Origin of the sequence: Paracoccus sp. (in: a-proteobacteria), from assembly GCF_030536915.1 — a bacterium.
Classification (GTDB): Bacteria; Pseudomonadota; Alphaproteobacteria; order Rhodobacterales; family Rhodobacteraceae; genus Paracoccus.
In genome coordinates, this window is sequence record NZ_JAUNPC010000002.1 from 1 (window position 1) to 26,188 (window position 26,188).

Consider the following 26,188-nt stretch of genomic DNA (forward strand, 5'->3'; position numbering starts at 1 on the left):
GCCCGAAAAGATCGACCCGATGATCCACATCAAGATCACCCCGAACCGCCCCGATGCGCTGGGCGTCCGGGGGATTGCCCGCGACCTCGCCGCGCGGGGGCTGGGGGTGCTGAAGCCGCTGGCGGTGGAAGCGGTCGCGGGCCGCTATGACAGCCCCCTCGGCGTGACGATCGAGCCGGACGTGCTGGACCGCGCCCCGCATTTCGCCGGCCGCCTGATCCGGGGCGTCAGGAACGGCCCCTCGCCGGACTGGCTGCAAAGCCGCCTGCGCGCCATCGGGCTGCGGCCGATTTCCACGCTGGTGGACATCACCAACCTGTTCACCTTCGACCTGAACCGCCCGCTGCATGTCTTCGACGCAGGCAAGGTCCACGGCGACCTGACCGTGCGCGGTGCGGCCAAGGGCGAGAGCCTGCTCGCGCTCGACGGCAAGACCTATGCCCTGCGCGCGGGCGACCTGGTGATCGCGGATGACAACGGGCCCGAAAGCCTTGCCGGGATCATGGGCGGCGAGGCCTCGGGCGTGACCGAGGCGACCACCGACGTGTTCCTCGAAAGCGCCTACTGGCAGCCCATCGGCATCGCGGCCACGGGCCGGGCGCTCAGGATCAACTCGGACGCCCGCTATCGCTTTGAACGCGGCGTGGACCCGGCCTTCACCCGCGACGGGCTGGAACTGGCGACGCGGCTGATCCTCGACCTCTGCGGCGGGGAACCCAGCCATGTGGTCGAGGCGGGCGCCGCCCCGGACCACGCCCGCGCCTACCGGCTGGACCCGGCGCGGACGCAGAGCCTCGTCGGGCTGGACATCCCCGAATCCGAGCAGCGCACCACGCTGGAGGCCCTCGGCTTCCGGCTGGAGGGCGACATGGCCCATGTGCCCTCGTGGCGCCCCGACGTGCAGGGCGAGGCCGACCTGGTCGAGGAGATCGCCCGTATCGCCAGCCTCTCGCGCCTTCAGGGCCAGCCTCTGCCGCGCCCCCGCGCGGGCGTGCCGCAGCCGGTGCTGACGCCACTGCAGCGCCGGGAATCCGCCGCCCGGCGGATGGCGGCGGCGCTGGGCTACAACGAATGCGTGACCTACAGCTTCATCGACCAGCCCTCGGCCGCGCTCTTCGGCGGCGGCTCTGATGCGGTGCGGATCGAGAACCCGATCTCGTCGGAAATGACCCACCTGCGCCCCGACCTGCTGCCCGGCCTGCTGGCCGCGGCCGCCCGCAACCAGGCGCGCGGCTTCACCGACCTGTCGCTGTTCGAGGTCGGCCCCGTCTTCTTTGGCGGCGAGCCGGGCGAACAGGCGGTGCAGCTGTCGGGCCTGCTGGTCGGGGCGAACGCCCCCCGCGATCCGCATGGCTCGCGCCGCGCGGTGGACATCCATGACGCCAAGGCCGATGCCGAGGCGATCCTGTCCGCCATCGGCGCCCCTGCCCGCGCCCAGATCGACCGCAAGCTGGACGGCTGGTTGCATCCCGGTCGCGCCGGCAACATCGCGCTGGGGCCGAAGCGGCTGGCGACATTCGGCGAGGTCCACCCCCGCATCCTCAAGGCGCTGGACGTCAAGGGACCGGCGGTTGCCTTCACGGTGCATCTCGGCAACGTGCCGCTGCCGAAGGTCAAGACGCCCACGCGGCCCGCGCTGGAGATCAGCGACCTGCAGGCGGTGGAACGCGACTTCGCCTTTGTCGTGGACAACCGCGTCGAGGCGCTGACGCTGGTGAACGCCGCGCAAGGGGCGGACAAGGCGCTGGTCGAGCGCGTCACCGTCTTCGACGAGTTCAAGGGTGAGCGGGCCGAGGCACAGATGGGCCCCGGCAAGAAATCCATCGCCCTGACCGTCCGCCTGCAGCCCAAGGGCAAGACCCTGACCGATGCGGACATCGAGGCGGTCGCGGCGAAGATCGTCGAGAAGGTCGGCAAGGCAACCGGCGGAACCCTGCGCGGCTGAGGTCATTCGCGCCCTGGTAGATGATTAACCACAAGAACAATCTCAGGTTGGTGAGCGGGTCCATGCCGATTTAGTCTGGACCTGCCCCCGTTCGGAAGGATTCTGCCCGTGTCGGTTCTATCCCCACAGCAATATGCCCAGCGGCTGATGACCAGCCTCTACAGCGACGGCGTGACCCGGACGATGCGGCCGGGTTCCGACGGCGCGATCAGCGTCAACATCACCGACCTGACGAGGCAGGAAAAATGGTTGGCCCGCGCCGCTCTGGGGGGGATCGGCGAGGTGACGGGGCTGCAGTTCCGCGAGACCACGGGCGCGGCCCAGATCACCTACAGCCATGACGGCTCGGGCGCGAACACGCGCACCACCGCCTCGGGGACGACCATCAACAAGGCCACCGTGCGGATCAGCAATGACCGCGTCAGCGACAGCGACGGCTTCGGCAGCTTCGCCTTCCGCACCTACATGCACGAGACCCTGCATGCGCTGGGCCTGGGCCATCCGCAGGATTATGGCCGGGTGCGCGAGTTCTCGCAGTCGGCCATCCACAACGACAGCTGGCAGATCAGCCTGATGTCCTATTTCGACCAGAACGAGAACACCCGCGTCAACGCGACCAAGGCCTACCAGTTGACGCCGATGGTGGCCGATTACCTTGCGCTGAAGCAGATGTATGGTCCCGCGACGATCCATGCGGGGAACACGGTCTACGGGGTGAACTCGAACGCGGGCGGGTCGCTGGATGCGGTGGCGAGCCTCGGTGCGCGGGCGGCCTTCCTGATCGCGGACAGCGGCGGCAACGACCATGTGAACTTCGCCAGAAGCACGGCGGCGCAGCGGATCGATCTTGCCCCGGGGGCGATTTCGGACGTCATGGGCGCGGTGGGAAACATGCAGATCGCGCCCGACACGCAGATCGAGAATGCGACCGGCGGGCAGGGGGCCGACCGGATCACCGGCAATGCGGCCGCCAACCGGCTGGCGGGGAACGCCGGCAACGACCTGCTTCATGGCCGGGGCGGCAATGACGTCCTGGACGGGGGCGTCGGCAACGACAAGCTTTGGGGCGAGGATGGCAACGACCAGTTGATCGGCGGCGCCGGCAACGATTCGCTTTACGGCGGGGCCGGAAACGACCGGCTGATCGAATCGACCGGAACGAATTATCTGGACGGGGGGGCGGGCAATGACGTGCTGATCGGCGGCAGCGGCGATGACCGGCTGATCGGCGGCGCCGGTTCGGACAGCATCTCGGGCAATGCCGGCAACGACCGGATCGATGGCGGCGATGGCGGCGACCGGCTGTTCGGCCAGGCGGGCAACGACCGGATCGAGGGCGGCGGCGGCCATGACATCATCATCGGCGGCGCGGGCAACGACACGCTTTACGGCGGGCCCGGCAACGACGACCTCGCGGCCGAGGGGGGCAGCGACTTCCTCGACGGCGGCGCGGGCAATGACCTGCTGCGCGGGGGGGCGGGGGCCGACCGCTTCGTCTTCAACCTCGGCTCGGACACCATCCGCAACTTCGACCCCGTTCAGGACAGCATCAACCTCAGCAGCTTTTCCGGGCTGGATTCATGGGCCGATGTCCGCGGGCAATTGACCCAGGCTGGCAACCATGTCGAGTTCCGCCAGGACGGCCACACGCTGCGCATCGAATGGACAAGGCTTTCGGACCTCGCCACCGACGACTTCATCTGGTGATCCGAAGGGACCGGCTCAGGTCATCGGCAGATGCGCGATCAGCTTGTCGGGCGTGGCCGGGAAATCCCTGATCCGCACGCCTGTCGCATTGTGGATGGCGTTCAGGATCGCGCCCGCGGTGCCGCAGATGGCGACCTCGCCGATCCCCTTGGCCTGCATCGGGTTCGCGTAGGGGTCGCGGTCGGGCAGGAAGGTGACGTCGATATGCGGCACGTCGAGGTTCGCCGGAACGTGGTATTCTGCCAGGTCGCGGTTGACGAAATGGCCGTCGCGGGGATCGTGCTGGACTTCCTCCATCAGTGCGGCGCCGATGCCGAAGATCATGCCGCCGATGCATTGCGAGCGCGCGGTCTTCTCGTTGAGGATGCGGCCAGTCGCGAATGTCGCCGAAAGGCGGCGGACCCGCACCTCTCCGGTCAGGGCGCTGACGGCGACCTCGGCGAATTGCGCGCCCCAGCTTGCCTGGCGCACGGTCTTTTCGGCAAGACCCGGCTGGATATGGCCCTTGGCCTTCAGCGAATCGCCGTCAAGGATCTCGGCCAGTGGCAGGATGCGGTTCCCGGCGATAGCCGCGCCGTCCTTCAGCGTCAGTTCCTCGGGGTCTACCTCCAGCCGCCTTGCGATCTCTGCCCGGACCGCCTGCGCCGCCAGCAGGACCGACGATCCCGCGGAAGCCGCCCCGAACGACCCGCCCGAACCCGAGGCAGGCGGCAGTTCGCTGTCTCCCAGCACTGTCGTCACCCGGTCCATGGGCAGGCCCAGCGCTTCGGCCACGATCTGGGTCAGGATCGCGTAGCTGCCGGTGCCGATGTCGGTCATGTCGGTTTCGACCCGCGCGGTGCCGTCGGGGTTGAGGATCACCGTGGCCTCGGATTCCTGCAGCATGTTGACCCGCACCGCGGTCGCCATGCCGATGCCCACCAGCCATTCGCCCTCGCGCCGGCTGCCTGCGGGCTGGCGCTGGTCCCAGCCGAAGGCCTCGGCCCCCGCGCGCAGGCAGTCCGCCATGCGGTGCGAGGAATAGGCGCGACCCGTGCCCGGTTCGTCCTCGGGGATGTTCCGCAGCCGCAGGTCGATGGGATCGATCCCCGTGGCCTCGGCCAGTTCGTCCATCGCGCATTCGATGACCGGCACGCCGATCGCCTCGCCCGGCGCCCGCATGGACCCCGCATTGGTCACGTTCAACGAGGCGACATGGTGGCCGATCACCCGATTCTCGCCCGCATAGGTGAAGGGCGAGGCCTGCGTCACCGGCTCCGAGAACGACTCTCCTGGAAGCGAGGAAACCCAGGCCTCATGCCCGAAGCCGGTCAGCCGCCCCTCGGCATCCGCCGCCAGCCGCACCCGCTGGCGCGATTCCGACCGCCGCGTGGTCGCCTCGCAGACATTGCGCCGGTGCAGCGCGATGGCGACCGGCCGGCCCAGCTTCTTCGCCGCGATGGCCGCCGCCACCGCCTCGTGCGAGATGCCGAGCTTGCTGCCGAAGCCGCCGCCGACAAAGGGCGACAGGATGCGGACATCCTTTGGCCGCACCCCCAGCGCATCCGCCAGCTCGGCCTTGTTGAACTTGAGCATCTGGTACGATCCGCGCACCGTCAGCCTGCCGTCTTCCCACCAGGCGACGGCGGCATGGGGTTCCATTGCGGCATGGGTCATCGAGGGGGTCGTGTAGGTCACGTCCAGCCGATGCGCGGCCTCGGTCATGGCGCGGTCGAGATCGCCCTGCGCCGATTGCTTGGCCTTGGGGGTGGCATAGTCGGAAGGCTCGGCGCTGACCGCGGGCTTGCGCTCGATCAGCTCGGGCCGGGCATTCAGGGCGGCATGGCGGGCCTGCTCGAAGGTTTCGGCCACGACCAGCGCGATGGGCTGGCCGACATAAAGGATCTCGGACGGTCCCCGCATCGGCGCCTTGCCCGCCTGACCCTGCGCCGGGGTCTGCAGCATCCGGTCGTCGCGCAGCACCGCCAGCACGCCGGGCATCGCCATCAGTTCAGCCTTGTTCAGCCCGGTGACGAAGCCCTTGCCGATGGGACTGCGGACGAAGAAGCCGTAGACCGTGCCCGCGGGGTGGTCCTCGTCGGCATAGGTGGCGCGACCGGTGGCCTTCAGCGGCCCGTCGGGACGATCCAACGGCGCATGGATGACCCCCTGCGCCGTGCCGTCGAGGAAGTTCGTCTCGTCCTTCGCATCCATCCGGTGGGACAGCTTCAGTTCGATGGCATCGCGCATCACGCAACCTCCCTGCCGTCAATGGCCTGCCGCATGGCGGCCTGCAGACTCCGCCGCAGCAGCGGGATCTTGAAGTCGTTGTCGCCCTGTCCCCGCGCGTCCCTCAGGATGATGTCGGCGGCTGCGTCCACGGCGGTCGCGTCGCCCGTGGTGCCGGTCAGCGCCGCCTCGGCCTCGGGCACCCGCCAGGGCTTTGCGGCGACCCCGCCGATGGCCAGCGCGACGCGGGCGATGCGTCCTTCCTCGATCGTCAGGTCCAGCGCGACCGAGACCAGCGCAAAGGCATAGCTGCGCCGGTCGCGGACCTTGCGGTAGATCTGGATGCCGCCCGTGGGTGCAGGCAGCAGGACCGCGCGGATCAGTTCGCCCGGTTCCAGCACGGTGTCGCGTTCGGGATGATCTCCCGGCAGGCGGTGGAATTCGGCCACCGGGATCGTCCGCACCCCCGAGGGGCTGGTGATTTCCACCTGCGCGTCCAGCGCCACCAGCGCCACGGCCATGTCGCCCGGAAAGGTGGCAATGCAGTTTTCAGAGGCGCCAAGAATGGCGAGGTTGCGGTTCCGCCCGCCGATGGCATCGCAGCCAGACCCCGGCTCGCGCTTGTTGCAGCGGGCGTCGAGGTCGTAGAAATACGGGCACCTTGTCCGCTGCAGCAGGTTGCCGCCGGTCGAGGCACGGTTGCGGATCTGGGGGCTGGCCCCCGACAGGATCGCGCGGGACAGAAGCGGCCAGTTCAGGCGCACCCGCTCGTCCGCCGCCAGTTCGGCATTGCGGACCATGGCGCCGATCCGCAGGCCCTCGGCTTCTTCGGAAATCCCGGCCAAGGGCAGGGGATTGATGTCCACCAGCGCCGGCGGACGCTCGATTTCCAGCTTCATCAGGTCCAGAAGGTTGGTGCCCCCGGCGATGAAGCGGCCCTGTGCGGCCAGAGCCGCAACCTCGTCGCCCGCGCGCTGGTAGGTAAAGGGGATCATGCCGCATCCTCCGCCACGCTGCGGATCGCATCAACGATGTTTGGATAACAGGAACAGCGGCAGAGGTTCCCCGACATCCGTTCCCTCACCTCCTCCTCGTCGAAGGTCGGTGCGGTCAGATCGGGGCTGACGGCGCTGGGCCAGCCGCGGGCCGCTTCCTCCAGCATGGCGGTGGCCGAGACGATCTGCCCCGGCGTGCAATAGCCGCATTGCATCCCGTCGTGGGTGACAAAGGCGCGCTGCAGGTCCGACATCGCCTCGGGCGTGCCCAGCCCCTCGATGGTGGTGATGGCGGCCCCGTCGTGCATGACGGCCAGCGTCAGGCAGGAATTGATCCGCTGGCCGTCCAGCAGCACCGTGCAGGCGCCGCATTGGCCATGGTCGCAGCCCTTCTTGGTCCCGGTCAGGTCCAGGCGCTGGCGCAGCAGGTCCAGCAGGGTCACGCGCGGGTCGTCGATCTCAAGCTCGCGCGGCTGGCCGTTGATGGTCAGGCTGATCTGCATGGCTGTTCCCCGAAGGTTGGCTGTGTCCCCAACGACGGGCATCCGGACCGGTTCCCTGTGGCGCAGCCGCCGCGGGCCGTGACGCCGCGGACATGGCAAGCAGTTTCCCTTTGACCGGCGGGAATTCGCTTGTAGAAACGAAAGGATTGCTTGTGACGTGTAAAACCCATGGTTGACTGGCACGACGACGGCTTCCTGGGCGATGATACCGCGTCCGCCACGCCCGAGGAGATCCTGCAGCGCAGTTGCGAACGCTACAGCGCGGCGCTGAGGGCGGGGGCTCTGGTCCTGTGGCGTGCGGATCTGTCGGGGCGCATCATCGCGGCCAAGGGCTGGCAGGCGCTGACCGGCCAGCCCGATCACAGCGCGCTGGACCGCGCGGCGATCGCCCGCTTCCACCCCGATGACCGCGCCCGGCTGGATTTCCGCGGGCGCGAGATCGGCAGTTCGGTGCTGGCGGAAGGCCGGGTCCTCGATGCCCAGGGCCGCTGGCGCTGGATGCGCGGGCGCGGGGTGCTGATCCCCGAAAAGCCGGGCTACCCGGCCGAATGGGTCGGCACGCTGGAGGACATGCACGAGGAACGGCTGGCGCTGGAACGCGCCCGCTATCTCGCGGAACGCGATGCGCTGACCGGCCTCGGCAACCGCCGTTCGCTTTACGATCACCTGCACAGGCTGTCGGACAAGGACGCCTCGGCCACGGTGGCGCTGATCGACGTGGACCGCTTCAAGGCGATCAACGACATCCACGGCCACCATGTCGGCGACCGCTTCCTGGTGCGGCTGGCCCGGGCGCTGGCCGCCAGCGCCCCGCCTCATGCCGTCTGCGCGCGGATGGGCGGGGATGAATTCTGCGCCGTGCTGGCCGACGAGGCCGAGGCGCAGGCGCTGTTCGCGCGGCTGTCGGCCATCTGCGCCGGGGGCTTCGCCATCGGCAGCCTGCGCTGCCTGACGGGTATCAGCGCCGGCATCGCCGATGCGGACTGGACCGCGCCCAATCCCGTCTCGACCGTGCTGCGGCGGGCGGACCTGGCGCTTTACCACGCCAAGTCGCAGCCGGGCACGGCGGTCCGCTTCGAAGCCGCGATGCAGGACGAATCGGACGCGCGGCAACTGCTGCTGCACGCCATCGGCTCGGCCTGCCGCAACAACGAGTTCTTTCTGGAATACCAGCCCATCGTGTCGCTGGACAGTGCGCAGGTCTTTGCCTTCGAGGCGCTGCTGCGCTGGCAGCACCCGCAGTTCGGGCGCATCGAGCCATCGACCTTCGTGCGGCTGGCCGAGCAGAACGGCATGATCTCGGAACTGGGGCGCTGGGTCCTGGACCGCGCCTGCGCCGACCTGCTGCGCACGCCGGGGGATGTGCGGCTGAACGTCAATGTCTCGGCCCGGCAACTGGCCGAGCCGGGCTTTGCCGATGCCGCAGCCGCGATCGTCGGCGCCCATGGGGTCGATCCTCGGCGGCTGACGCTGGAGCTGACGGAAAGCGTTTCGGCCAGCGCCGTCGCCTCGGGGGCCGAGGTCGAAAGCCTGCGCCGCCACGGCTTCCGGCTGGTGCTGGACGATTTCGGCACGGAATATGCGGCCCTGTCGCATGTCAGTTCCGGCCGCTTCGACGGGATCAAGCTGTCGCGCGACTTCATCGCCGATTGCTGCACCAGCGACCGCGCCTGGCTGGTGCTGCGCCATGTCGTCAACCTCTGCGACGACCTCGGGCTCACGGTGGTGGCCGAAGGGATCGAGACGGACGCCGAACTGGAATCCCTGCGGGCCGCGGGTGTCCGGCTGGTGCAGGGCTATTACTTCGACCGGCCGCGGCGGTTGGCCGATCTTTACGGGAATCGCCCGGCGGTGGCGTGAACGCCGCCCCGTTCGGGCGGCGTTCAGGGGCGTCAGACGGCTTCGTCGATCCAGGCCTTCAGCGAGGCCTTGGGCGCGGCGCCCATGCGATTCGACACGACCTCGCCGTCCTTGAACATGAACAGCGCCGGGATGCCGCGCACGCCCAGCGTGGCAGGCGTGTCGGGGTTCTCGTCCACGTTGATCTTCACGATCTTCACGCGGCCGGCGTATTCGTCGGACAGCTCCTCCAGCGCCGGGCCGATCTGGCGGCAGGGGCCGCACCATTCGGCCCAGAAGTCCACCACGACGGGGACATCGGACTGACGGACGACGCTGTCGAAATCGGCGTCGGTGGCTTTCATCGTGGCCATTTGGCGAACCTTTCAGGAAATCGGGGTCAGGTCAGAGCTATGGGCGCGCCCCCGCCGGGTCAAGGCCGCGCATCGCAGCCTCCCATGCCGCGTCCAGCAGGGGATCGGGCAGGGTCATGGCGCTTCGCGCCCGCGTCCACAGGATCGCGCATTCCACCTTGCGGCCCGGATAGATCGCCCGCAGCGCGTGGCGATAGGCGGCCATCTGACGCAGGTAGCCCTCGGGGACCGCGTCAACCATCTCGGGCACGGCGGCGTTCGACTTGTAGTCGAGCGCGGTGACACACCCCTCTGTCACGATCAGCCGGTCGATCGTCCCCGACAGCCTGCGCCCGTTCGGCAAGGGCGCGGTCAGCGCCACCTCGCGCAGCACCGTCCCTTGCGGCGAGAACAGCGGCGCAAGCTCCTCGGCCTCGACCAGCGCCGAAAGCTCCTCCAGCAGCGCGGCAAGCTCCGGCTCGGTCGGCAGGCCCCCCTCGGCCCCCGCCAGCAGGTCACGGGCGCGGGCGGGGCGCTCATCAGGAGGCACCCCCGGCAGATGCTCCAGCAGCAGGTGCAGCCTCGTGCCGGCGAGCAGCGCGGCCTCGCGCCCCCCTCCGTTCGCAGGGTCCGAGGCGAGCACCTTGTCACCCCCCAGCGCCGTCGCCGCGATTGGACCGGGCGCGTGCGCGACCGGCGGCGCCTTTTCGTGCAGGCAGTCGGGCAGCGTCACCTCGGGCCGCGCGGCGCGTGTCTCCGCCTCGGCCGAGGCGGGCCAGTCGCCGAAGGAGAGGCGGCGGATGCCGCAATCGCCCCAGTCGCAGGGCAGGTCGGCCTGCGCCAGCCCCTCGGCGCGGGAAAACCCGTCCGCCACCATCGCGTGCCAGCTTTCGCAGCCCGCGCCGGTCTCTCCCGCCGCCGCCACGATCAGCCAGCTTTCCGCCCGCGTGAGGCCGACATACAGAAGCCGCCGCCGCTCCTCCTCCTGCCGCCGCTGGTCGCGAAGGGTCCATTCCTGCACCTGCGGCGTCTGCCAGGCCTTCGCCGCCCGCCAATGCGCGGGCGGGCCGTCGTCGGGCAGGATCGTCGGCGGACTGCGCCCCGGCCCCTTCCGCTTGGCGCAATCGGGCAGGATCACCACCGGGCTTTCCAGCCCCTTGGCGCCATGCACCGTCATCACCCGGATCAGCCCGCCGCCCTCGGCTGCCGCGCCCGGCTGGCGTTTCACCTGCGCCTCGTCATCGGCCAGCCAGACAAGGAAGCCCGTCAGCGAAGGCGTCTCGCTTGTCTCATAGGTCAGCGCCTGCGCCAGCAGTTCGTCGATGCCGTCCTCGGCCTCGGGGCCCAAGCGCCCGATCAGCCGGGCGCGGCCCCCGTGCCGCACCAGCAGGCGCGAGATCAGGTCGTAGGGCCGCAGGAAATCCGCCTGCCCCTGCAGGTCGGACAGGATGTCCTTCACCCGCTCATGCCCCGACCGCCGCAGCGCCTGGATCAGCAGGCCCTTGCGCGGGGCGGCGAGGCGGTAAAGCTCCTCCTCGGACAGCCCGAAGATGGGCGAGCGCAGGGCGGCGGCCAGCGACAGGTCGTCCTCGGGCGTGGCCAGCACCGACAGGACGGCACGGATGTCCTTGACGGCCAGCTCGCCCCCCAGCCGCAGCCGGTCGGCGCCCGCGACCGGCAGCCCGGCCTGCTTCAAGGCCCGGATCAGGTCGTGGAAGATCGCCGACCGCCGCTGGACGAGGATCAGGATGTCGCCCGCTTGCATCGGACGCACCTGACCGTTCCGCAGGGTGATGGGCGTGCCGATCATCCCGGCCGCGGCTTTCGCCACCGCCTCGGCCAGCACCCGCGGCGCGGCATTGGCGGCGACCGTATCGACCGGCGCGTGCCACGGCATCGCTTCGGGCTTTTCCGGGTCGGGCACCGGCGGCCACAGGTCCACGCGGCCGGGCATCCCCTCGTGGAAGGCGATGTGGCTGGGGGTGTCGCCCAGGCCTTGCGCGGCCTCGCCCGAAAATACCGCATCGGTCAGTCGCAGGATTGCGGGGGAGGAGCGGAAGGAATGGCGCAGCGCCGCGTCCTGCATCGGCTGGCCCGCGGCGTCGAAGGCGGCCGAGAACTCGGCATGGCGGGCCTCGAAGACGGCGATATCTGCCCCTTGGAAGGAATAGATCGACTGCTTGGGATCGCCCACCACGAACAGCGTCCGCGCCCGGTCGGCGGCGCCCGCGCCCGCCGTGAACTCGTCCGTCAGCCGCTGGATCACCCGCCATTGCAGGGGCGAGGTGTCCTGCGCCTCGTCCACGAGGATATGGTCGATCCCCCCGTCCAGCCGGAACAGCACCCATTGCGCCATGGTGGAATCGTCCAGGAGCCGCGCCGTCCGCCCGATCAGGTCGTCGAAGTCGAGCCAGCCGCCCGCCATCTTGGCCGCCGCATAGCGGTTGCCGAAGGCATGGCCGAAACGCTGCAGCGCCAGCGTGCGCTGGGCTTGGGCCAGTTGCAGCCGCATCGGGCGGGTTGCTTCGACGCGGGACATCAGCGCGTTCAACCGCGGCATCAGCGGGGCGCAGGAGCCCTTCTGCAGATCCTTGCTGGGGAAGCTGCCCAGCTTGGCCGAGAAAGGAGCCTTCGCTTTCTCGCCGTTCAGCAGCACGGCTTCCAGCGTGATCAATTCCTCCACGCCCGCACGGTCCCAGACCCGCACGGAGAGCTTGGCGGCGGCCTCGCCATCCCGAGTTCCGCCCGCCTGCAGCAGCGGGATCAGCGCCGGGATCAGCGTGGCCTGGTCACCGTCGAAGCATTGCGCCAGCAGCGCGGGTTCGTCGAAGCCATGCGGCAGCCCGCAGGCTTTCCACAGCGTCTCGGGGCAGGGCGGGCGGTCGAAGTCCCTGAGGTTCGCGAGGAAATCGTCCAGCCCGCTGTCGGATTGCAGCGCCAGCAGGTCGGCCATCTCGGGGGCATTGTCGCGGGCCATGCGCTCGATGATCTCGACCCGCAGGTTGGCGGCGCTGCGCTCGTCCAGTTCGGCGAAGCCATGCGGCACCCCGGCCTCCAGCGGAAAGCGCCGCAGCACGCCCGCGCAGAAGCTGTGGATTGTCTGGACCTTCAGCCCGCCCGGCGTCTCGATGGCCTGCGCGAACAGGCGCCGCGCCGCGTTCAGGTCGGCCCCCGCGCCCACGCCCATGCGCGCAAGCCGCCCGGTCAGCGCGGCATCGTCCAGCATCGCCCATTCGCCCAGACGGCGCAGCAGGCGGTTCTGCATCTCGGTCGCCGCGGCCTTGGTATAGGTCAGGCAGAGGATGCGCTCGGGCTTGGTCCCCGCCAGCAGCAGCCGCGCCACCCGGTCGGTCAGCACGCTGGTCTTGCCGGACCCTGCGTTGGCCGTCAGCCAGGTCGAGCGGTCGGGGTCTGCCGCGATGTGCTGGGCGCGGGTCGCGGGGTCCGGCCCCATGCCCTTTACCGAAAGATCATTCATGGCCCAGCCTGATCGGTTGCGGCGGATCGGCCTCGGACCATTCGCCATAGCGGGCGAGGTGGTCGTAGTCGGACCCGAAGCCCATCCGCTCCATCGCGCGGCGGGCGGTGAAGCCGTGCTCGCCCCGCAGATAGGCCGAGATCAGGGCGACGAACTGGTCCCATGTCTGCTGCATCTCGTCGTCCCAGCCGCGCGGCGTGGTCTCGCCCTCGCCGCCAAGGCGGATATAGCGCAGGTCCGCGACCTTCATCTTCTGCCCGAAGGCGCCACGTTCCGCCATCGCCGCTTCCAGCGGAAGCTGCTTGTCGAACGTCAGGATCTGCGGGCGGGTCGGGGGCGTCCCGGACTTGTAGTCATAGATCACCGCGCGACCGTCCCCCAGCCGGTCGATGCGGTCGGGCCTTGCGGTCAGGGTGAAGTCCAGCCCCGCGACCGCCAGCCTGTACTGCCGCTCGACCACCAGCGGCTGGCCTTCCTGCAGGCGCTCGTGCTCCTCGCGCACCAGCCGCCCGGCGATGCCCGCGATCCGTGCCCGCCAGAACATCCGCACCGAGGGCCAGGGCACCTGTTCCGCCAGCACCCGGTCGGCGGCCTCCAGCAGCCGGGCGTGCAGCGCCTCGGGGCCTTCATGCGGCTGCGGGGTGGGCGACAGGAAGCTCTGGATGATCGCGTGCAGCACGTTGCCGCGTTCCGCCGCGTCGGGCTGAGGGCAGAGCGGGTCCAGCGCCCGCAGCCGCAGCACGTGGCGTGCATAGATCGCATACGGATCGCGTATCAACTGTGCGACCGCCGTGACCGACAATTCCCGGATCGCCGGCGCAGGCGGGCGGGGCGAGGGACGCGGGCAGGGGGGCGCCGCATCCTGCGCCCTCGGGGCCGCGATCGCCGCCGCCCGGTCCAGCCACAACTGCCCCCGCGCCCGCATCGCAGCCAGCGCGGCAGGGCCGCCCTGCGCGGGCAGGCCGTTCATCAGGTTCATCAGCCGATTGAGCCAGCGCGAGGGGATCGTCTCGGATTCGTCGCTGCGATGCGCCCGCGAGAGAACCACCTTCGGCGCGGCCACGCTGATCTGGAAGTCATGCGCCGCCAGCCCGATCCGCCGTTCCGGCAGCGTCAGCCCCGCCTGCCGCCGCATCGGGCGGCTGAGCCAGGGGTCCGGGTCCAGCGCCTGCGGCCAGCCGCCCTCGTTCAGCCCGCCGAGGATGACAAGGCCCTGCGCCTCGGTCCGCGCCTCGCGCGGGCCGCGGATGCGGACCAGCGGATGGGCTGCGGCATCCGCCCGCACGGCCTGCCCCTGCAGCAGGTCGGCCAGCAGCCGGGCGAAGTCCCGCGCCGCCATCTGCGGCCCGTGACCTGCGTGCAGCGCGAGGTGATCCAGCACCGCCCGCAGCTTCTCGCCTGCGCTTTCGGCGTAAAGGGCCGAGGCTTCCACCTCGCCCCCCGGTCCCGCCGCCCATAGCTCGGCCAGCCTGCGGTGGCGGGCGGCGCGTTCGGCCAGGGGCAGCGGCCCGCCATCCGCGATCAGCGGCAGGGTGGCGTCCAGCAGCGCCGCGATGCCGTCCGCCCATGCGGCGCGGACCGCGTTGGGCCTGCCGCGACGGCCTTTCTCGCCCCATCTCCGCAGCGCCTCGCCATCCGGGAAGGCGGGGCCGTGGCGGCGCAGGTTCAGTTCCAGCTCGCGCGTCTGCAGCAGGTGCAGGCGGCGCGCGTGGCGGCCGCCCCCCGTCGCGGTCAGCGGGTGCTTGAGCAGGATCAGCGCCGTGTCGATGCCCAGGGGCCGCCCCGGCAGGCTCGCGACATGGCGCACGAACAGCCCCGCGGCGGTCAGCGGCAGCGGCACGCCCGCGCTGTCGTCGGCGATGATGCCCCAGCGGTCCAGCGCCGCCGAGACCCGCCGCGTCAGGCTGCGGTCGGCGGCGATCAGCGTCACCGGCTCGCCCCGGTGGACGGCCTCGCGGATCAGCGCGGCGAGCGCGCCCGCCTCGGCGGCGGGGCTTTCGGCCTCGATCAGCGTCAGGCCTTCGGTCGCCCGTTCCAGATCGCCCAGCGAAGGCCCCTCGGCCACCCACTGGTCGGTCACGGGCGCGGGCCTCAGCGCAAGGCTGACCAGCCGGTTCCGCGCCGGAGCCGGCGCCCGCGCGTCTGTCCAAGGCTGCGGGCTGCCGCAACCGGCGACCAGCGGGCCGAGACGGGCCTGCGGGTGGTCCTCGTTGCCGTCGCGCAGCATCGACCAGACGTGGCCGGGCGTGTCGGGGTCGTGGCCGGGCAGGATCACCGCGCCTTCGGGCAGGCGGGCCACGGCTTCCATGAACAGCCGCGTGGCCCCGTGCGATCCGCTGGAGCCGGCGACGATCACCGGACCTTGCGGCAGGTTCCGCCCCTCGGCCCAGTCGGCGGCCAGCCGCGTGGCGGCGGCATGGGCCTGCGCCTCGCGGTCGATGGGCTGGCCGTCGAGGTGAAAGCCCGCCGCGATCCGCAGGAAGGCCAGCGTGCGCTGCCAGTGGGCGGCGTGATCGGCGGCGTCGATGCCGTCCAGCGCATCCGGTCCCAAGCCCTCGGCCTGCATCTCGGCCATCAGTTCCGCCAGCGAGCGGGTCAGCGCCGGGACCGACTGCCCGGTGTCGTCGCCCGCCATCGCCCGCGCGACCAGATGCGCCAGTTGAAGCTGGCGCGCCAGGGGCGGGGCGGGCGGGGGAAAGCCGCATTCGCTGCCGATCTCGGCGATCAGCCGCAGGCGGGGCAGCAGCAGGGGACCGGCCTCGTGGAAGGCCGCCTCGATGGCGCGCAGGGTGTGGCTGGAGTTGCCGTAGATGGTGACGGCGGCAAGCGCCTCGGGCTGGCGCCCGGCCATGCGGGACAGCAACCCGCGCACGAGTTCGGCCCCGAAATCGACGCCGGGGGGAAGGGCATAAAGGCCCTGCATCGCCGTCATGCGGCTTCCGCCAGCATCGCCTCGGCCAGCGGGATGCAGTCGGGGCGGCCCACGTCGCACCAGCCGCCGGGATGGACGATGCCATGGGCGCGGCCATCCGCGATCATCCGGTCCCAGAGGCGGTTGAGCGAGAAGACGGGTTCCGTGATGGCGGCCAGCCCCCCGGTGCGGATGATCTGGCAGCCGGTATAGACGAAGGGTCCGCCGCGGGTGATCCGGCCCCGGGCGTCCAGCGCGAAGTCGCCGCCGCCGACACGGCCCTGCGCCCGGTCGACCGGGACCAGCATCAGCAGCGCATCCATGCGGTCGTCCCACGCCGCCCGCAGCGCCGCGACGGGGTTCGGCCCGGTCCAAACCACGTCGGGGTTCATCGTCAGCACCGGGCCTTGGCCCAGCAGCGGCAGGGCCTTCTTCAGCCCGCCCCCGGTTTCCAGCAGGGCCTCGGTCTCGTCCGAGATCAGGACATCGCTGCCGGCAAGGTGATCCACGACCTGCTGCCCGAGGTGATGGACATTGACCACGATCCGCCGCGCCCCGCCCGCGCGGGCGAGCGCCAGCGCATGGTCGATCAGCGGCCGCCCCGCCACCGGGATCAGGGGTTTCGGCGTCACGTCGGTCAGGGGCGCCATCCGCGTCCCCTTTCCGGCGGCGAACAGCATCAGCGTATCGGGCGCGCTCATTTCCCTGTCCCGCAGCGGGCGCGGATCGCCGCGACGACCTGGGGCGAGGGCGCGGGCACATCCTTCAGCGCCGCGGCCAACGGGGCCAGCGCCGGATGGGACAGGTTGCGGGTGATCGCCGCCCAGACGCGCGGCATCATGTCGAGGTAGCGGGTCTTGCCGTCCTGCAGGCAGAGGCGGGTGAAGATCCCCATGATCCGCAGGTTCCGCTGCGCCCCCAGCAGGGCATAGGCGGCGCGGAATGCGGCGTAGTCCCCTTCTGTCGCGGTCAGGTAGCGCGCGATCGCGGCTTCCTCGATGTCAGGGGACACGTCGCGGCGGGCATCCTGCAGGACCGAGGCCAGCTCATAGGCCGGATGCGCCGTCACGGCGTCCTGGAAGTCCAGAAGGCCCAAGGGCGCCTCGCCCCGCCAGACGAGGTTTTCCGCATGGAAGTCGCGCAGGGACAGGACCGGCAGGGTGTCGTCGCAGAGGCCCGCATGAAGCGCGGCAATGGTTCGGGACAGGGCGGCCGCATCGATGGGCGCCCCTGCAGCGGCGGCATAGTCAGCAAACAACGCCACCTGTTCCGCCAGCGCCGGACCGTCCAGCGCGGGGACGAACTCGGGCGGGCGGTGGCCGTGCAGGTCTACGACCAGGTCCGCGATGCGGTCGTAGATCGCAGGCGCGGCTTCGGGCTCGCGGTCAAGGACGCGGGCCACGAGGTCGTCGCCCAGGTCCTCGACCACGGCCAATCCGTGGGGTTCGTTATGAGCGACAGGGGCGGGGGCGTGAAAGCCGCGCTGGCGTAGCCAGTCGGTCATCTGCAGATAGCGGGGCATCGCGCCGGTGGGGTCGTCCATTAGGACCGCCGTGCCGTCCTCGCCCCAGAGCCGGAAATAGCGCCGGGCCGAGGCGTCGCCCGCCAGCGGCGCGACCCGCGCGCCTGCCCAGCCGGCGGCCTGCAGGAACTGCGCGATCTCAAGCAGCCTTGGCGCGTCGGACCAGCGGGCGGGGTCGCCCGACAGGACGATCCGGCGGCGGTCCTCGGCCCCGGGCGTCAGCGCCACGGTCAGCGCGCCGGGCGGCGGGGCGCCCAGCCGGTCGGGCCATTCGATCAGGGTGATCGCCTGCGCCATCGCCTCGTCCAGTCCCAGTTCGACCAGTTCCGAAGGATCGGTCAGGCGGTAAAGGTCGGCGTGCCAGATCTCGACCCCCGCCGCGTCGCGGTAGGTCTGGACAAGGGTGAAGGTGGGGCTGGGCACGTCCTCGGGCGCCTCGCCCTGCCGGGCGCGGATCAGGGCGCGGGCGAAATGGGTCTTGCCGGCGCCCACGGGGCCTTCCAGCAGCAGGGTGTCGCCGGGGCGCAGGACAGCGGCCAGCACGCGGGCCAGCGCGGCGGTCAGGTTCTCGTCGGCGTCGCCGATGGCGGCAAGGGCGGGAAGGGTCATGTCCATGGCCGCGAAACTAGCCCCTGCGCGGGGCCGGGGGAAGATGCCCGGCCGGTCCGCCCAGGGCCGCGCCCAGCGCCGCGGCGGCTTCCGCCACCCGGCGCCCCAGCGCGGCCAGCGCCGCGTCGTCCAGCCGCGCCGAGGGGCCGACCAGCCCCAGCGCCGCCACCGGCTCGCCCGCGCCGCCGAAGACGGGCGCGGCGATGCCGTTCTGCCCGAGGGCGGCTTCGCCCCGCTCCGTCAGCCAGCCGCCGTGCCGCAGGGTTGCAAGATCGGCGGTCAGTTCCCCCTGATCGGTCAGCGAACGCGGCGTCAGCGCGGGCAGGGCGGCGCGGCCCAGCAGCGCGCGGACCCGTGCCAGCGGCAGATGCGCGATCAGCGCCTTTCCGGGGGCGCTTGCGTGATAAGGCAGGCGGGTGCCGGGCGGCAGGACGGCGCGCAGGGTTGCGCCGCCCGGCGCCTCGGCCACCACCAGCGCCGAATCCCCGTCCGGCACCGCCAGCACGGCGGTTTCGCCGCTGTCCCCGGCCAGCCGCGCCAGAACCGGGCGGGCGCGCTCGGCCAGACCTCCGCGCCGCAGGAAGGCCGCGCCAAGGCGGAAGGCGCCGGGGCCAACGGTCCAGATCTGCGTTGCCGGATCGGCCTCGGCCAGCCGGCGCGCCGCCAGCGCCGCCAGCAGCCGGTGCACGGTCGAGGGCGCCAGCCCCAGCCGCCGCCCCAGTTCGGACAGGGACAGCCCGTCGCTGTCCGCCAGCACCTCCAGCAGCATCAGCGCCCGGTCCACCACGGGGGAACCGGCGGCCGGTCCCTGTCGCGGGATCCGGGCAGGCAAAGGGGCGGGGCCCTTGCGGATTCGTGCGTCGTCCATGCGCGGGCCAAGCTGCCGCAAACCGCAGGGCCCCGCAATCCGCATCGCGGAAAGCCGCAGGAAAGCCTTTGCGCCGCGCCGCCCCCGTTGCAGTCTGGTCCCGAGGGACCGGGCGCACCGACAGGCCTGGCGGGAGGAGACCATGATCGACCTGACCAACCGGGGGGCTGTGCATCCGGTGGATGCGATGCTGCCCGCGCCGCGCCTGTTCACGCTGGGGCTGCAGCATGTGCTGGTGATGTATGCGGGCGCCATCGCGGTGCCGCTGATCGTCGGCCGCGCCTTGCAGCTTCCGCCCGAGGAAGTGGCCTTCCTGATCTCGGCCGACCTGTTCGTCTGCGGCATCGCCTCGATCATCCAGTCGCTGGGGGCGGGGGCCTGGCTGGGCGTCAGGATGCCGGTGATGATGGGCGTGACCTTCGCCGCCGTGGGCCCGATGGTCGCCATCGCCAGCCAGATGCCGGGGCAGGAGGGCGCGCGGGCGCTTTTCGGCGCGGTGATCGGGGCGGGGGTGATCTCGATCCTGATCGCGCCGCTGGTCAGCCGGATGCTGCGGTTCTTTCCGCCGGTGGTGACGGGGACGGTGATTCTGGTGATCGGGGTCAGCCTGATGCCCATCGGCATTAACTGGATCTTCGGGCTGCAGGCCGGGCCGACCGCGCCGATGCTGGTGGACCCGGCGATGCAGGCCTGGCTGGACGCGCAGGTCGCGGCGGGCGGCGTCCCCGAGGGGCTGCGCCTTGCGCCGAGCGTGCCGAACCCGCTTTACGCCGCCCCCCGCAACATGGTCATCGCCGCCGTGGTGCTGGCGACGATCCTGCTGATCGCCCGCTTCGCGCGGGGGTTCCTGGCCAATATCGCGGTGCTGGTCGGCATCCTCGTCGGCGGCATCCTCGCTACGGCGCTGGGCCTGATGCAGTTCGAGAAGGTCGCGGCCGCCGCCTGGTTCGCGCCGATCCGGCCCTTCCACTTCGGCACGCCGATCTTCGACCCGCTGATGATCCTGACCATGACGATGGTCATGCTGGTGGTGATGATCGAATCGACGGGGATGTTCCTCGCGCTGGGCAACATGGTGGACCAGCGGATCGACCAGCCACGGCTTGCCGCGGGCCTGCGCGCGGACGGGGTCGGCACGCTGCTGGGCGGCATCTTCAACACCTTCCCCTATACCTCGTTCAGCCAGAACGTGGGGCTGGTGGCGGTCACGGGCGTGCGCTCGCGCCATGTCTGCGTGGCGGGGGGCGCGATCATGATCGTCCTCGGGCTGATCCCCAAGATGGGCGCCCTGGTCGAGGCGCTGCCCACGGTCGTCCTGGGCGGCGCCGGGGTGGTGATGTTCGGGATGGTCGCGGCGACCGGCATCCGGGTGCTGTCGCAGGTCGATTTCGCGGGCAACCGGCACAACCTGTTCGTGGTGGCGGTGTCGATCGGCATGGGCATGATCCCGATGATCGCCAACAACTTCGACCAGTGGCTGCCCACGGGGACCAAGGTGCTGACCCATTCGGGCATCCTGCTGGCGGCGCTGTCGGCGGTGTTCCTGAACTGGTTCTTCAACGGCGCGCGCGAAACCAGCCAGGAGGAGATGGCCCGCGCCGCAGCCCAGGCCGACGCGCACTGACAGCGCCTAGGCTTCCAGCAGCGACCGGCGCGTCTCGGCATATTCGCGGGCGAGCCGGTCCACCAAGGCCGCGACGGGAACGACCTTTTTCACCGCGCCGATGCCCTGGCCCGAGCCCCAGATCTGGCTCCATGCCTTGGCCTTGGAACTGCCCTTGCTGAAATCCATCGATTCGGCCGCGGCATGGCCCAGCGCGTCGGGGTCCATCCCCGCCGCCCGGATCGAGGGCTTGAGGTAGTTGCCGTGGATGCCCGTGAACAGCGAGGAATAGACGATGTCCTCGGCCCCCGATTCGACAATCATCCGCTTGTAGTCGGGGACCGCATTCGCTTCCTCGGTGGCGATGAAGGGGCTGCCGACATAGGCGAGATCCGCCCCCATCGCCTGCGCGGCAAGGATCGCGCCCCCCTTGGCGATGGAACCGGAAAGCAGCAGCGGTCCGTCGAAGAACTCGCGGATTTCCTGGATCAGCGCGAAGGGGCTTTGCGGACCCGCGTGGCCGCCAGCGCCTGCCGCGACCGCGATCAGCCCGTCGGCGCCCTTTTCCAGCGCCTTGCGGGCGAAGGTCGCGTTGATGATGTCATGCAGCGCGATGGCGCCGCAGTCATGGGCGGCCTCGTTCACCTCGGGGCGCGCGCCGAGGCTGGTGATCCAGATCGGCACCTTGTGACGGTGGCAGATCTCGATATCGCGATCCAGCCGTGCGTTCGAGCGGTGGACGATCTGGTTCACCGCGAAGGGCGCGGCGGGGCTGTCGGGATTGGCCTGGTTGTGGCGGTCCAGTTCCTCCTGAATCCGGGTCAGCCAGGCGTCGAGCAGCGGCGGCTCGCCGTCACCCTCGCGCGCGTTCAGCGCCGGGAACGAGCCCACGATCCCGGCCTTGCACTGGGCGATCACCAGGTCGGGGGTCGAGACGATGAACATCGGCGCGGCGACGACCGGCAGGCGCAGGTTCGACAGGATCGGCGGCAGCATGGTTTTTCCCCCTTTGACCGGACGCGGCCATGATGCGGGCCGGGGCGGGGGCCGCAACCCCCACCGCTGCGTCAGAAGGGAAGCGGGTGCGCGCGGTGGAAGGTGTCGATGGCGCGCATCGCCTCGGCGTTCAGCCGCAGGTCCAGCCCCGCCAGCAGGTGGTCCAGTTGCGCCATCCGCGTGGCCCCGATGATCGGGATCGCCGGAAAGGGCCGCTGGCGGACAAAGGCGATGGCTGCATGGACAGGGTCCAGCCCCAGCCCGCGCGCCATGTCTGCCCAAGCCTCGGCAGCGACGGTGGCGCGGGGGGTCACGCGCCCGTGCAGGTCGCCCTCGCCGCCCCGCAGACGTTCATTTCCGGCGCGGCTGCCGTCGGGGATCGCACCGCGCGCGTATTTGCCGGTCAGCAGCCCGGCGGCCAGCGGCGAATAGGCCAGCAGCGTCACGTTTTCCTTGTGGCCCACCTCGGCCATGTCGGTGTCGTAAAGCCGGTGCAGGGGACCGTATTCGTTCTGGACCGACACCACGCGCGGGCCGCCCGTGCGTTCGGCGGCGGCAAGCCAGGACATGGTGCCCCAGGCGGTCTCGTTGGAAAGGCCGAACTCGCGCACCTTGCCCGCTGCCACGACCTCGCGCATCGCCGTCAGGATGCCCTCCATGTGGTCCTGCGCCCGCGCCTTTGACGCGCGGCTGGGGTCATAGGTCCAGTTCTGGCGGAATGCGTAGCTGCCGCGCTTGGGCCAGTGAAGCTGGTAAAGGTCGATATGGTCGGTCCGCAGCCGCCGCAGCGATTCGTCCACGGCGCCCGCGATGTTGCCCGGCTCGAAGCCCTTGCCGCCGCGGGTGTGGCCACCATTCGGGCCGCTGGCCTTTGTGGCGATCTGCAGCCGCTCGCGGCCCCGGTGCGAGGACAGCCATTCGCCGATGATCTCCTCGGTCAGGCCGTAGGTCTCGGCGACGGCGGGGTTCACCGGATACATCTCGGCCGTGTCCCAGAAGGTGATGCCGGCGTCCAGCGCCCGGTCCATCTGGGCCAGCGCCTCGTCGCGCGGGGTGTCCCTGCCGAAGGTCATGGTGCCAAGGCAGATGTCGCTGACGGTCAGCCCGCCCAGCTTGCGTGTGTCGATCATGGATGGTCCCGTCGCGGATGCGCGCGCAGCCTGACAGGGTGGCCCCGCGCAGGCAAGCGGTCAGCCGCCCGCCGCCGGGAAGCTTTGCTGGAACACCCGGCCGTCGGTGTCCTCGGCATGGGCCGTGATCGGCTGGCCGTTGGGCTTGTAGCCCAGGCGGAAGACCGGGTTCTCGGAAATCGAGATCCCGCCCTCCATCGTCATCAGCACCTCGTCGCCCTGCTTCAGCACGACCGTCTGGACGAACTCGGCCGGGATGTTCAGCAGCGTCACCTGATCGCGCTGCAGGCCCGAGAAATTGGGATGCCGAATCATCAGCGTCCCCATCGCGCGGCCCTCCACCGGTTCGCTGCGGAAGCGCATCTCGCCCATGCCCTCGCGCGCCTTGTCGCCGCCTCCTGCAGGGGCCGCGCAGCCGCCCGAGGCCTTGACGAAGCGCCCGGCCATCACCTGCCGCCCGTCCTCCAGCGTGGCGATGGCGCGGACGTCGGAATAGGCGTCCACGCGTACCCGGACCTCGAAGTCGAGCGGCGCGGTGGCGGGGCCGAAGGTGAACTCCCCCGCTACAGGCGCGGGGTTCTGGTCGATCACCAGCGCCAGTTTCGTGATGCGTGGGGCGCCGGGCGGCTGGATGATGCGGATCGGGACCAGCGCGGAGTTCTCGGCCCGCATGGGCGCGTCGAGGTCGAAGACGGCAGGGTCGATCGGCGGCTCGCTGTCGGTGCCGATCACGCCCGAGCGCATGTCCTCCCATGCCGGCGAGGGCTGCAGCGGGTTGTCGGCGGCCAGCGCGGGCGCGGCCACCAGGGCCAACGCCAGGGCGGCAAGGCGAAGCGGTGCAAGGGAAAGGGACATGGCTGATCTCCCTCGGCCGGCGACCCGGTCGTGCCGGCGCTGGCCCATGGTGACAAGGCCGGGGCATGTGCGGCGACCCCGACGAAGGTCGTAGAAGTCCGCGCCCGTGATGCACGGACGGGCCTTGCGGGTAACATTCCGGGTCACGGAGACCCGCCGATGCATGTCCTGATCCTGACCGCCTGCCTTGCCGCCGATCCTTCGGCCTGCGCGGACCGCCTGCTGCCCGCAGCGGAAGCGCCGGATGCGGCGGGGTGCGAGGCCAGGGCGGAGGATATCGCGCCTGCCTGGCTGGCCGCCCACCCCGACCTGACCGGGCAGGGCTGGCGCTGCGCGCCCTTGGCCAAGGCGCCCGCGCTGGAACTTTCCGGACTCGCCCCCGGTCTCCATGTCCATCGCGGCGCCGATGCGCAGCTTTCGCCTGAAAACCGGGGCTGGATCGCCAATCTCGGCGTTGTCATCGGCGAGGACCGCGTAGCGGTAATCGACCCCGGCGGCTCGCGGGCGCAGGGGGAGGCGCTTTATGCCGCCATCCGCCGCCTGACCGACCTGCCCATCGAGCCGGTGATCCTGACCCACATGCATCCCGACCATATCGCGGGTGCCGAGGTCTTCGCCGAGGCAGGCGCCGAGATCATCGCCGACGCCCGCCTGCCCGAGGCGCTGGACCTGCGCCGCGACACATGGGCCGAAAGCATCCCCGCCCAGATCGGCGCGGATGCCTGGACGGGCACGGTCCTGATCGGGCCGACGCGGACCATCGCGGGGCCGGAAACGCTCGACCTCGGGGGGCGGACGCTGGAACTGACGCCGGCGCCCCCGGCCCATACCGACAGCGACCTGACCGTGCGCGACAGCGCGACGGGCGCGCTGTTCACCGGCGATCTGGTGTTCCGGGGACTGACGCCGGTGGTGGACGGCTCGCTCAAGGGCTGGCTCGACTGGCTTTCCCGACCGCATGAGGGCGCGCCGGTGATCCCCGGCCACGGTCCGGTCGCCGCGTCCTTCACCGAGGTCAGCGCCGCGCAGCAAGCCTATCTCGCTGCGCTGCGGGACGCCGTGCGGGCGGCGCTGGACGCGGGTCAGGGCCTTTCGGCGGCGGTGCCGGTGGTCGGCAAAGCGATGGCTCCGCTGGCAGATGGCTGGGCCGACTTCCCCGCGACGACCGCGCGGAACGCCGCCGCGGCCTACGCCGAGATGGAATGGGACTGAGCCGCCCGCGAACCGGAACGGCCCGGCCCGCGTTCGTCGCCACAGCCGCAAGGGATGAATGATGGCGACAGGCAGCATCGTCGATCCGCAGGATGCCGCCGAAAGCGCGGGGCTGGTCCATGTCAGCGACTCGGAACCCGGCATCACCCGCCGCCGCGCGGGCAAGGGCTTCAGCTACCGTGACGCGCAAGGCAAGACGGTCAAGGACAAGGACAGGCTGGCCCGCATCCGCGCACTGGCGATCCCGCCCGCCTATACCGATGTCTGGATCTGCGCCGACCCGAACGGTCATCTTCAGGCCACGGGGCGCGATGCGCGCGGGCGCAAGCAGTACCGCTATCATCCCCGCTTCCGCGAGGCCCGCGACAGCACGAAATACGAACGGATGCTGGACTTCGCCGCCGCCCTTCCTGCCCTGCGCGCCCGCGTGAGCGAGGACATGAGCCGCCGGGGGATGCCGCGCGAGAAGGTTCTGGCAACGGTCGTGCACCTGCTGGAAACCACCATGATCCGGGTCGGCAACGCGGATTACGCCAAGCAGAACAAGTCGCACGGGCTGACCACGCTGAATGACCGCCATGTCAAGGTGGAGGGTTCGCAGGTGCGCTTCCGCTTCAAGGGGAAAAGCGGCAAGGAATGGAACCTCGGCATCCGCGACCGCCGGGTGGCGCGGATCGTCAAGGCCAGCCAGGACCTGCCGGGGCAGCACCTGTTCCAGTATCTCGACGAGGACGGCGAGCGGCGCAGCGTCACCTCGGGCGACGTGAACGCCTATCTGCGCGAGATTTCCGGCACCGACATCACCGCCAAGGACTTCCGCACCTGGACCGGCACGGTGCTGGCGGCGCTGGCGCTGGCCGAATACGAAAAGGCCGACAGCCAGACGGCCGCCAAGCGCAACGTCCGCGAGGCGATCGAGCAGGTGGCCGCGCGCCTCGGCAACACCCCCACGATCTGCCGCAAGTGCTATGTCCACCCGCAGGTGATCGACAGCTACCTGTCAGACGACCTCGCGCTGGAAATCAGCGAGGAGATCGCCGAGGAACTGGACGAGCCCGACCTGCGTCCCGAAGAACGGCAGGTGCTGGACTTCCTGCAGAAAAGGCTTGCCGCATGAACCGCATCACCGCGACCGCAGCCGCGCTGGACCTGCTAGCCGAGATCGAGGCCGCGCATGGCCCGGTCATGTTCCACCTGTCGGGCGGCTGCTGCGACGGGACCGCGCCGATGGTCTACGCGCAGGGCGACTTCCGCATCGGCAGCAATGACGTGCAGCTTGGCACCGTCGGCGCGGCGCCCTTCTGGACGGGCGGCGCGCAGGCGGAGGTCTGGGCAGATACCGACCTGACGGTGGATGCGGTGCCGGGACGCGGGGCGGGGTTCAGCCTCGACAACGCGCTGGACCGCCATTTCGTGCTGCGCCCGCCCACTTGCGCCGCCTGACCTGACAGGCC

19 protein-coding genes are annotated in these 26,188 nt (G+C 70.7%); 7 read left to right on the plus strand and 12 right to left on the minus strand.

What is annotated here, in order from left to right; translation table 11 throughout:
• Positions 1-1,945 (plus strand): phenylalanine--tRNA ligase subunit beta (gene pheT, locus Q4F04_RS00715; protein WP_303367922.1); only part of this gene is annotated, 1,945 nt, incomplete at its 5' end.
• A 108-nt stretch (positions 1,946-2,053) separates the two neighbouring features.
• The gene (locus tag Q4F04_RS00720) at positions 2,054-3,652 is read left to right on the plus strand and encodes a M10 family metallopeptidase C-terminal domain-containing protein (RefSeq protein ID WP_303367923.1); all 1,599 of its coding nucleotides are present in this window, start codon (positions 2,054-2,056) and stop codon (positions 3,650-3,652) included.
• 15 nt (positions 3,653-3,667) lie between these two features.
• Here Q4F04_RS00720 and Q4F04_RS00725 read toward each other — a convergent pair whose 3' ends face one another.
• Genes Q4F04_RS00725 through Q4F04_RS00735 form a run of 3 tightly spaced genes read right to left on the minus strand, consistent with a single transcriptional unit; the run spans position 3,668 to position 7,358 of the window.
• Positions 3,668-5,881: a xanthine dehydrogenase family protein molybdopterin-binding subunit gene (locus Q4F04_RS00725; RefSeq protein WP_303367924.1), complete on the minus strand. Its 2,214-nt coding sequence runs from the start codon at positions 5,879-5,881 to the stop codon at positions 3,668-3,670.
• Complete coding sequence (locus Q4F04_RS00730; protein WP_303367925.1) at positions 5,881-6,855, minus strand: xanthine dehydrogenase family protein subunit M; 975 nt, start codon at positions 6,853-6,855, stop codon at positions 5,881-5,883. Before Q4F04_RS00730 ends, Q4F04_RS00725 begins: the two co-directional genes overlap by 1 nt.
• The gene (locus Q4F04_RS00735) at positions 6,852-7,358 is read right to left on the minus strand and encodes a 2Fe-2S iron-sulfur cluster-binding protein (protein WP_182791709.1); all 507 of its coding nucleotides are present in this window, start codon (positions 7,356-7,358) and stop codon (positions 6,852-6,854) included. Before Q4F04_RS00735 ends, Q4F04_RS00730 begins: the two co-directional genes overlap by 4 nt.
• 168 nt (positions 7,359-7,526) lie before the next feature.
• On the opposite strand from Q4F04_RS00735, the gene Q4F04_RS00740 reads away from it, so the two are divergent.
• Complete coding sequence (locus Q4F04_RS00740) at positions 7,527-9,218, plus strand: bifunctional diguanylate cyclase/phosphodiesterase (RefSeq protein WP_303367926.1); 1,692 nt, start codon at positions 7,527-7,529, stop codon at positions 9,216-9,218.
• Positions 9,219-9,250: 32 nt separating this feature from the next.
• On the opposite strand, the gene trxA is transcribed toward Q4F04_RS00740, so the two are convergent.
• From trxA to Q4F04_RS00770, 6 genes are read right to left on the minus strand one after another with little or no spacing between them, the layout of a single operon-like run.
• Positions 9,251-9,571, minus strand: coding sequence for a thioredoxin (gene trxA, locus Q4F04_RS00745; RefSeq protein ID WP_303367927.1), 321 nt, complete (start codon positions 9,569-9,571; stop codon positions 9,251-9,253).
• 37 nt (positions 9,572-9,608) lie between these two features.
• Positions 9,609-13,028 carry a double-strand break repair helicase AddA gene (gene addA, locus Q4F04_RS00750; RefSeq protein WP_303367928.1) on the minus strand — a complete coding sequence of 1,140 codons (3,420 nt, stop codon included), beginning with the start codon at positions 13,026-13,028 and terminating at the stop codon, positions 9,609-9,611.
• Positions 13,021-15,960 carry a double-strand break repair protein AddB gene (gene addB, locus Q4F04_RS00755; protein ID WP_303367929.1) on the minus strand — a complete coding sequence of 980 codons (2,940 nt, stop codon included), beginning with the start codon at positions 15,958-15,960 and terminating at the stop codon, positions 13,021-13,023. Before addB ends, addA begins: the two co-directional genes overlap by 8 nt.
• Entirely contained in the window at positions 15,957-16,640 is a 684-nt protein-coding gene (locus tag Q4F04_RS00760) for a nucleotidyltransferase family protein (RefSeq protein ID WP_303367930.1), read from the minus strand. The genes addB and Q4F04_RS00760 overlap by 4 nt, the downstream gene beginning before the upstream one ends.
• Positions 16,637-18,070, minus strand: coding sequence for a tRNA (adenosine(37)-N6)-threonylcarbamoyltransferase complex ATPase subunit type 1 TsaE (gene tsaE, locus Q4F04_RS00765; RefSeq protein WP_303367931.1), 1,434 nt, complete (start codon positions 18,068-18,070; stop codon positions 16,637-16,639). Before tsaE ends, Q4F04_RS00760 begins: the two co-directional genes overlap by 4 nt.
• 16 nt (positions 18,071-18,086) lie before the next feature.
• The gene (locus Q4F04_RS00770; RefSeq protein WP_303367932.1) at positions 18,087-18,938 is read right to left on the minus strand and encodes an IclR family transcriptional regulator; all 852 of its coding nucleotides are present in this window, start codon (positions 18,936-18,938) and stop codon (positions 18,087-18,089) included.
• A 142-nt stretch (positions 18,939-19,080) separates the two neighbouring features.
• Here Q4F04_RS00770 and Q4F04_RS00775 point away from each other — a divergent pair, with 142 nt between their 5' ends.
• A complete protein-coding gene (locus Q4F04_RS00775) occupies positions 19,081-20,562 on the plus strand; it encodes a nucleobase:cation symporter-2 family protein (protein WP_303367933.1) in 1,482 nt (493 codons plus the stop codon).
• Between the two features lie 6 nt (positions 20,563-20,568).
• Here the strand turns inward: Q4F04_RS00775 and Q4F04_RS00780 are convergent, their stop codons facing one another.
• The 3 genes from Q4F04_RS00780 to Q4F04_RS00790 form a co-directional block, all read right to left on the minus strand.
• Positions 20,569-21,537, minus strand: coding sequence for a nitronate monooxygenase family protein (locus Q4F04_RS00780; RefSeq protein ID WP_303367934.1), 969 nt, complete (start codon positions 21,535-21,537; stop codon positions 20,569-20,571).
• Between the two features lie 71 nt (positions 21,538-21,608).
• Positions 21,609-22,667, minus strand: coding sequence for an aldo/keto reductase (locus Q4F04_RS00785; protein WP_368660692.1), 1,059 nt, complete (start codon positions 22,665-22,667; stop codon positions 21,609-21,611).
• Between the two features lie 60 nt (positions 22,668-22,727).
• Positions 22,728-23,522, minus strand: coding sequence for a quinoprotein dehydrogenase-associated SoxYZ-like carrier (locus Q4F04_RS00790; RefSeq protein ID WP_303367935.1), 795 nt, complete (start codon positions 23,520-23,522; stop codon positions 22,728-22,730).
• Between the two features lie 159 nt (positions 23,523-23,681).
• On the opposite strand from Q4F04_RS00790, the gene Q4F04_RS00795 reads away from it, so the two are divergent.
• The 3 genes from Q4F04_RS00795 (at position 23,682) to Q4F04_RS00805 (ending at position 26,177) form a co-directional block, all read left to right on the plus strand.
• Positions 23,682-24,734, plus strand: coding sequence for a quinoprotein relay system zinc metallohydrolase 2 (locus tag Q4F04_RS00795; protein ID WP_303367936.1), 1,053 nt, complete (start codon positions 23,682-23,684; stop codon positions 24,732-24,734).
• A gap of 61 nt (positions 24,735-24,795) precedes the next feature.
• Entirely contained in the window at positions 24,796-25,851 is a 1,056-nt protein-coding gene (locus Q4F04_RS00800; RefSeq protein ID WP_303367937.1) for a DNA topoisomerase IB, read from the plus strand.
• Positions 25,848-26,177 carry a DUF779 domain-containing protein gene (locus Q4F04_RS00805; protein WP_303367938.1) on the plus strand — a complete coding sequence of 110 codons (330 nt, stop codon included), beginning with the start codon at positions 25,848-25,850 and terminating at the stop codon, positions 26,175-26,177. Before Q4F04_RS00800 ends, Q4F04_RS00805 begins: the two co-directional genes overlap by 4 nt.
• Positions 26,178-26,188: the final 11 nt, after the last annotated feature.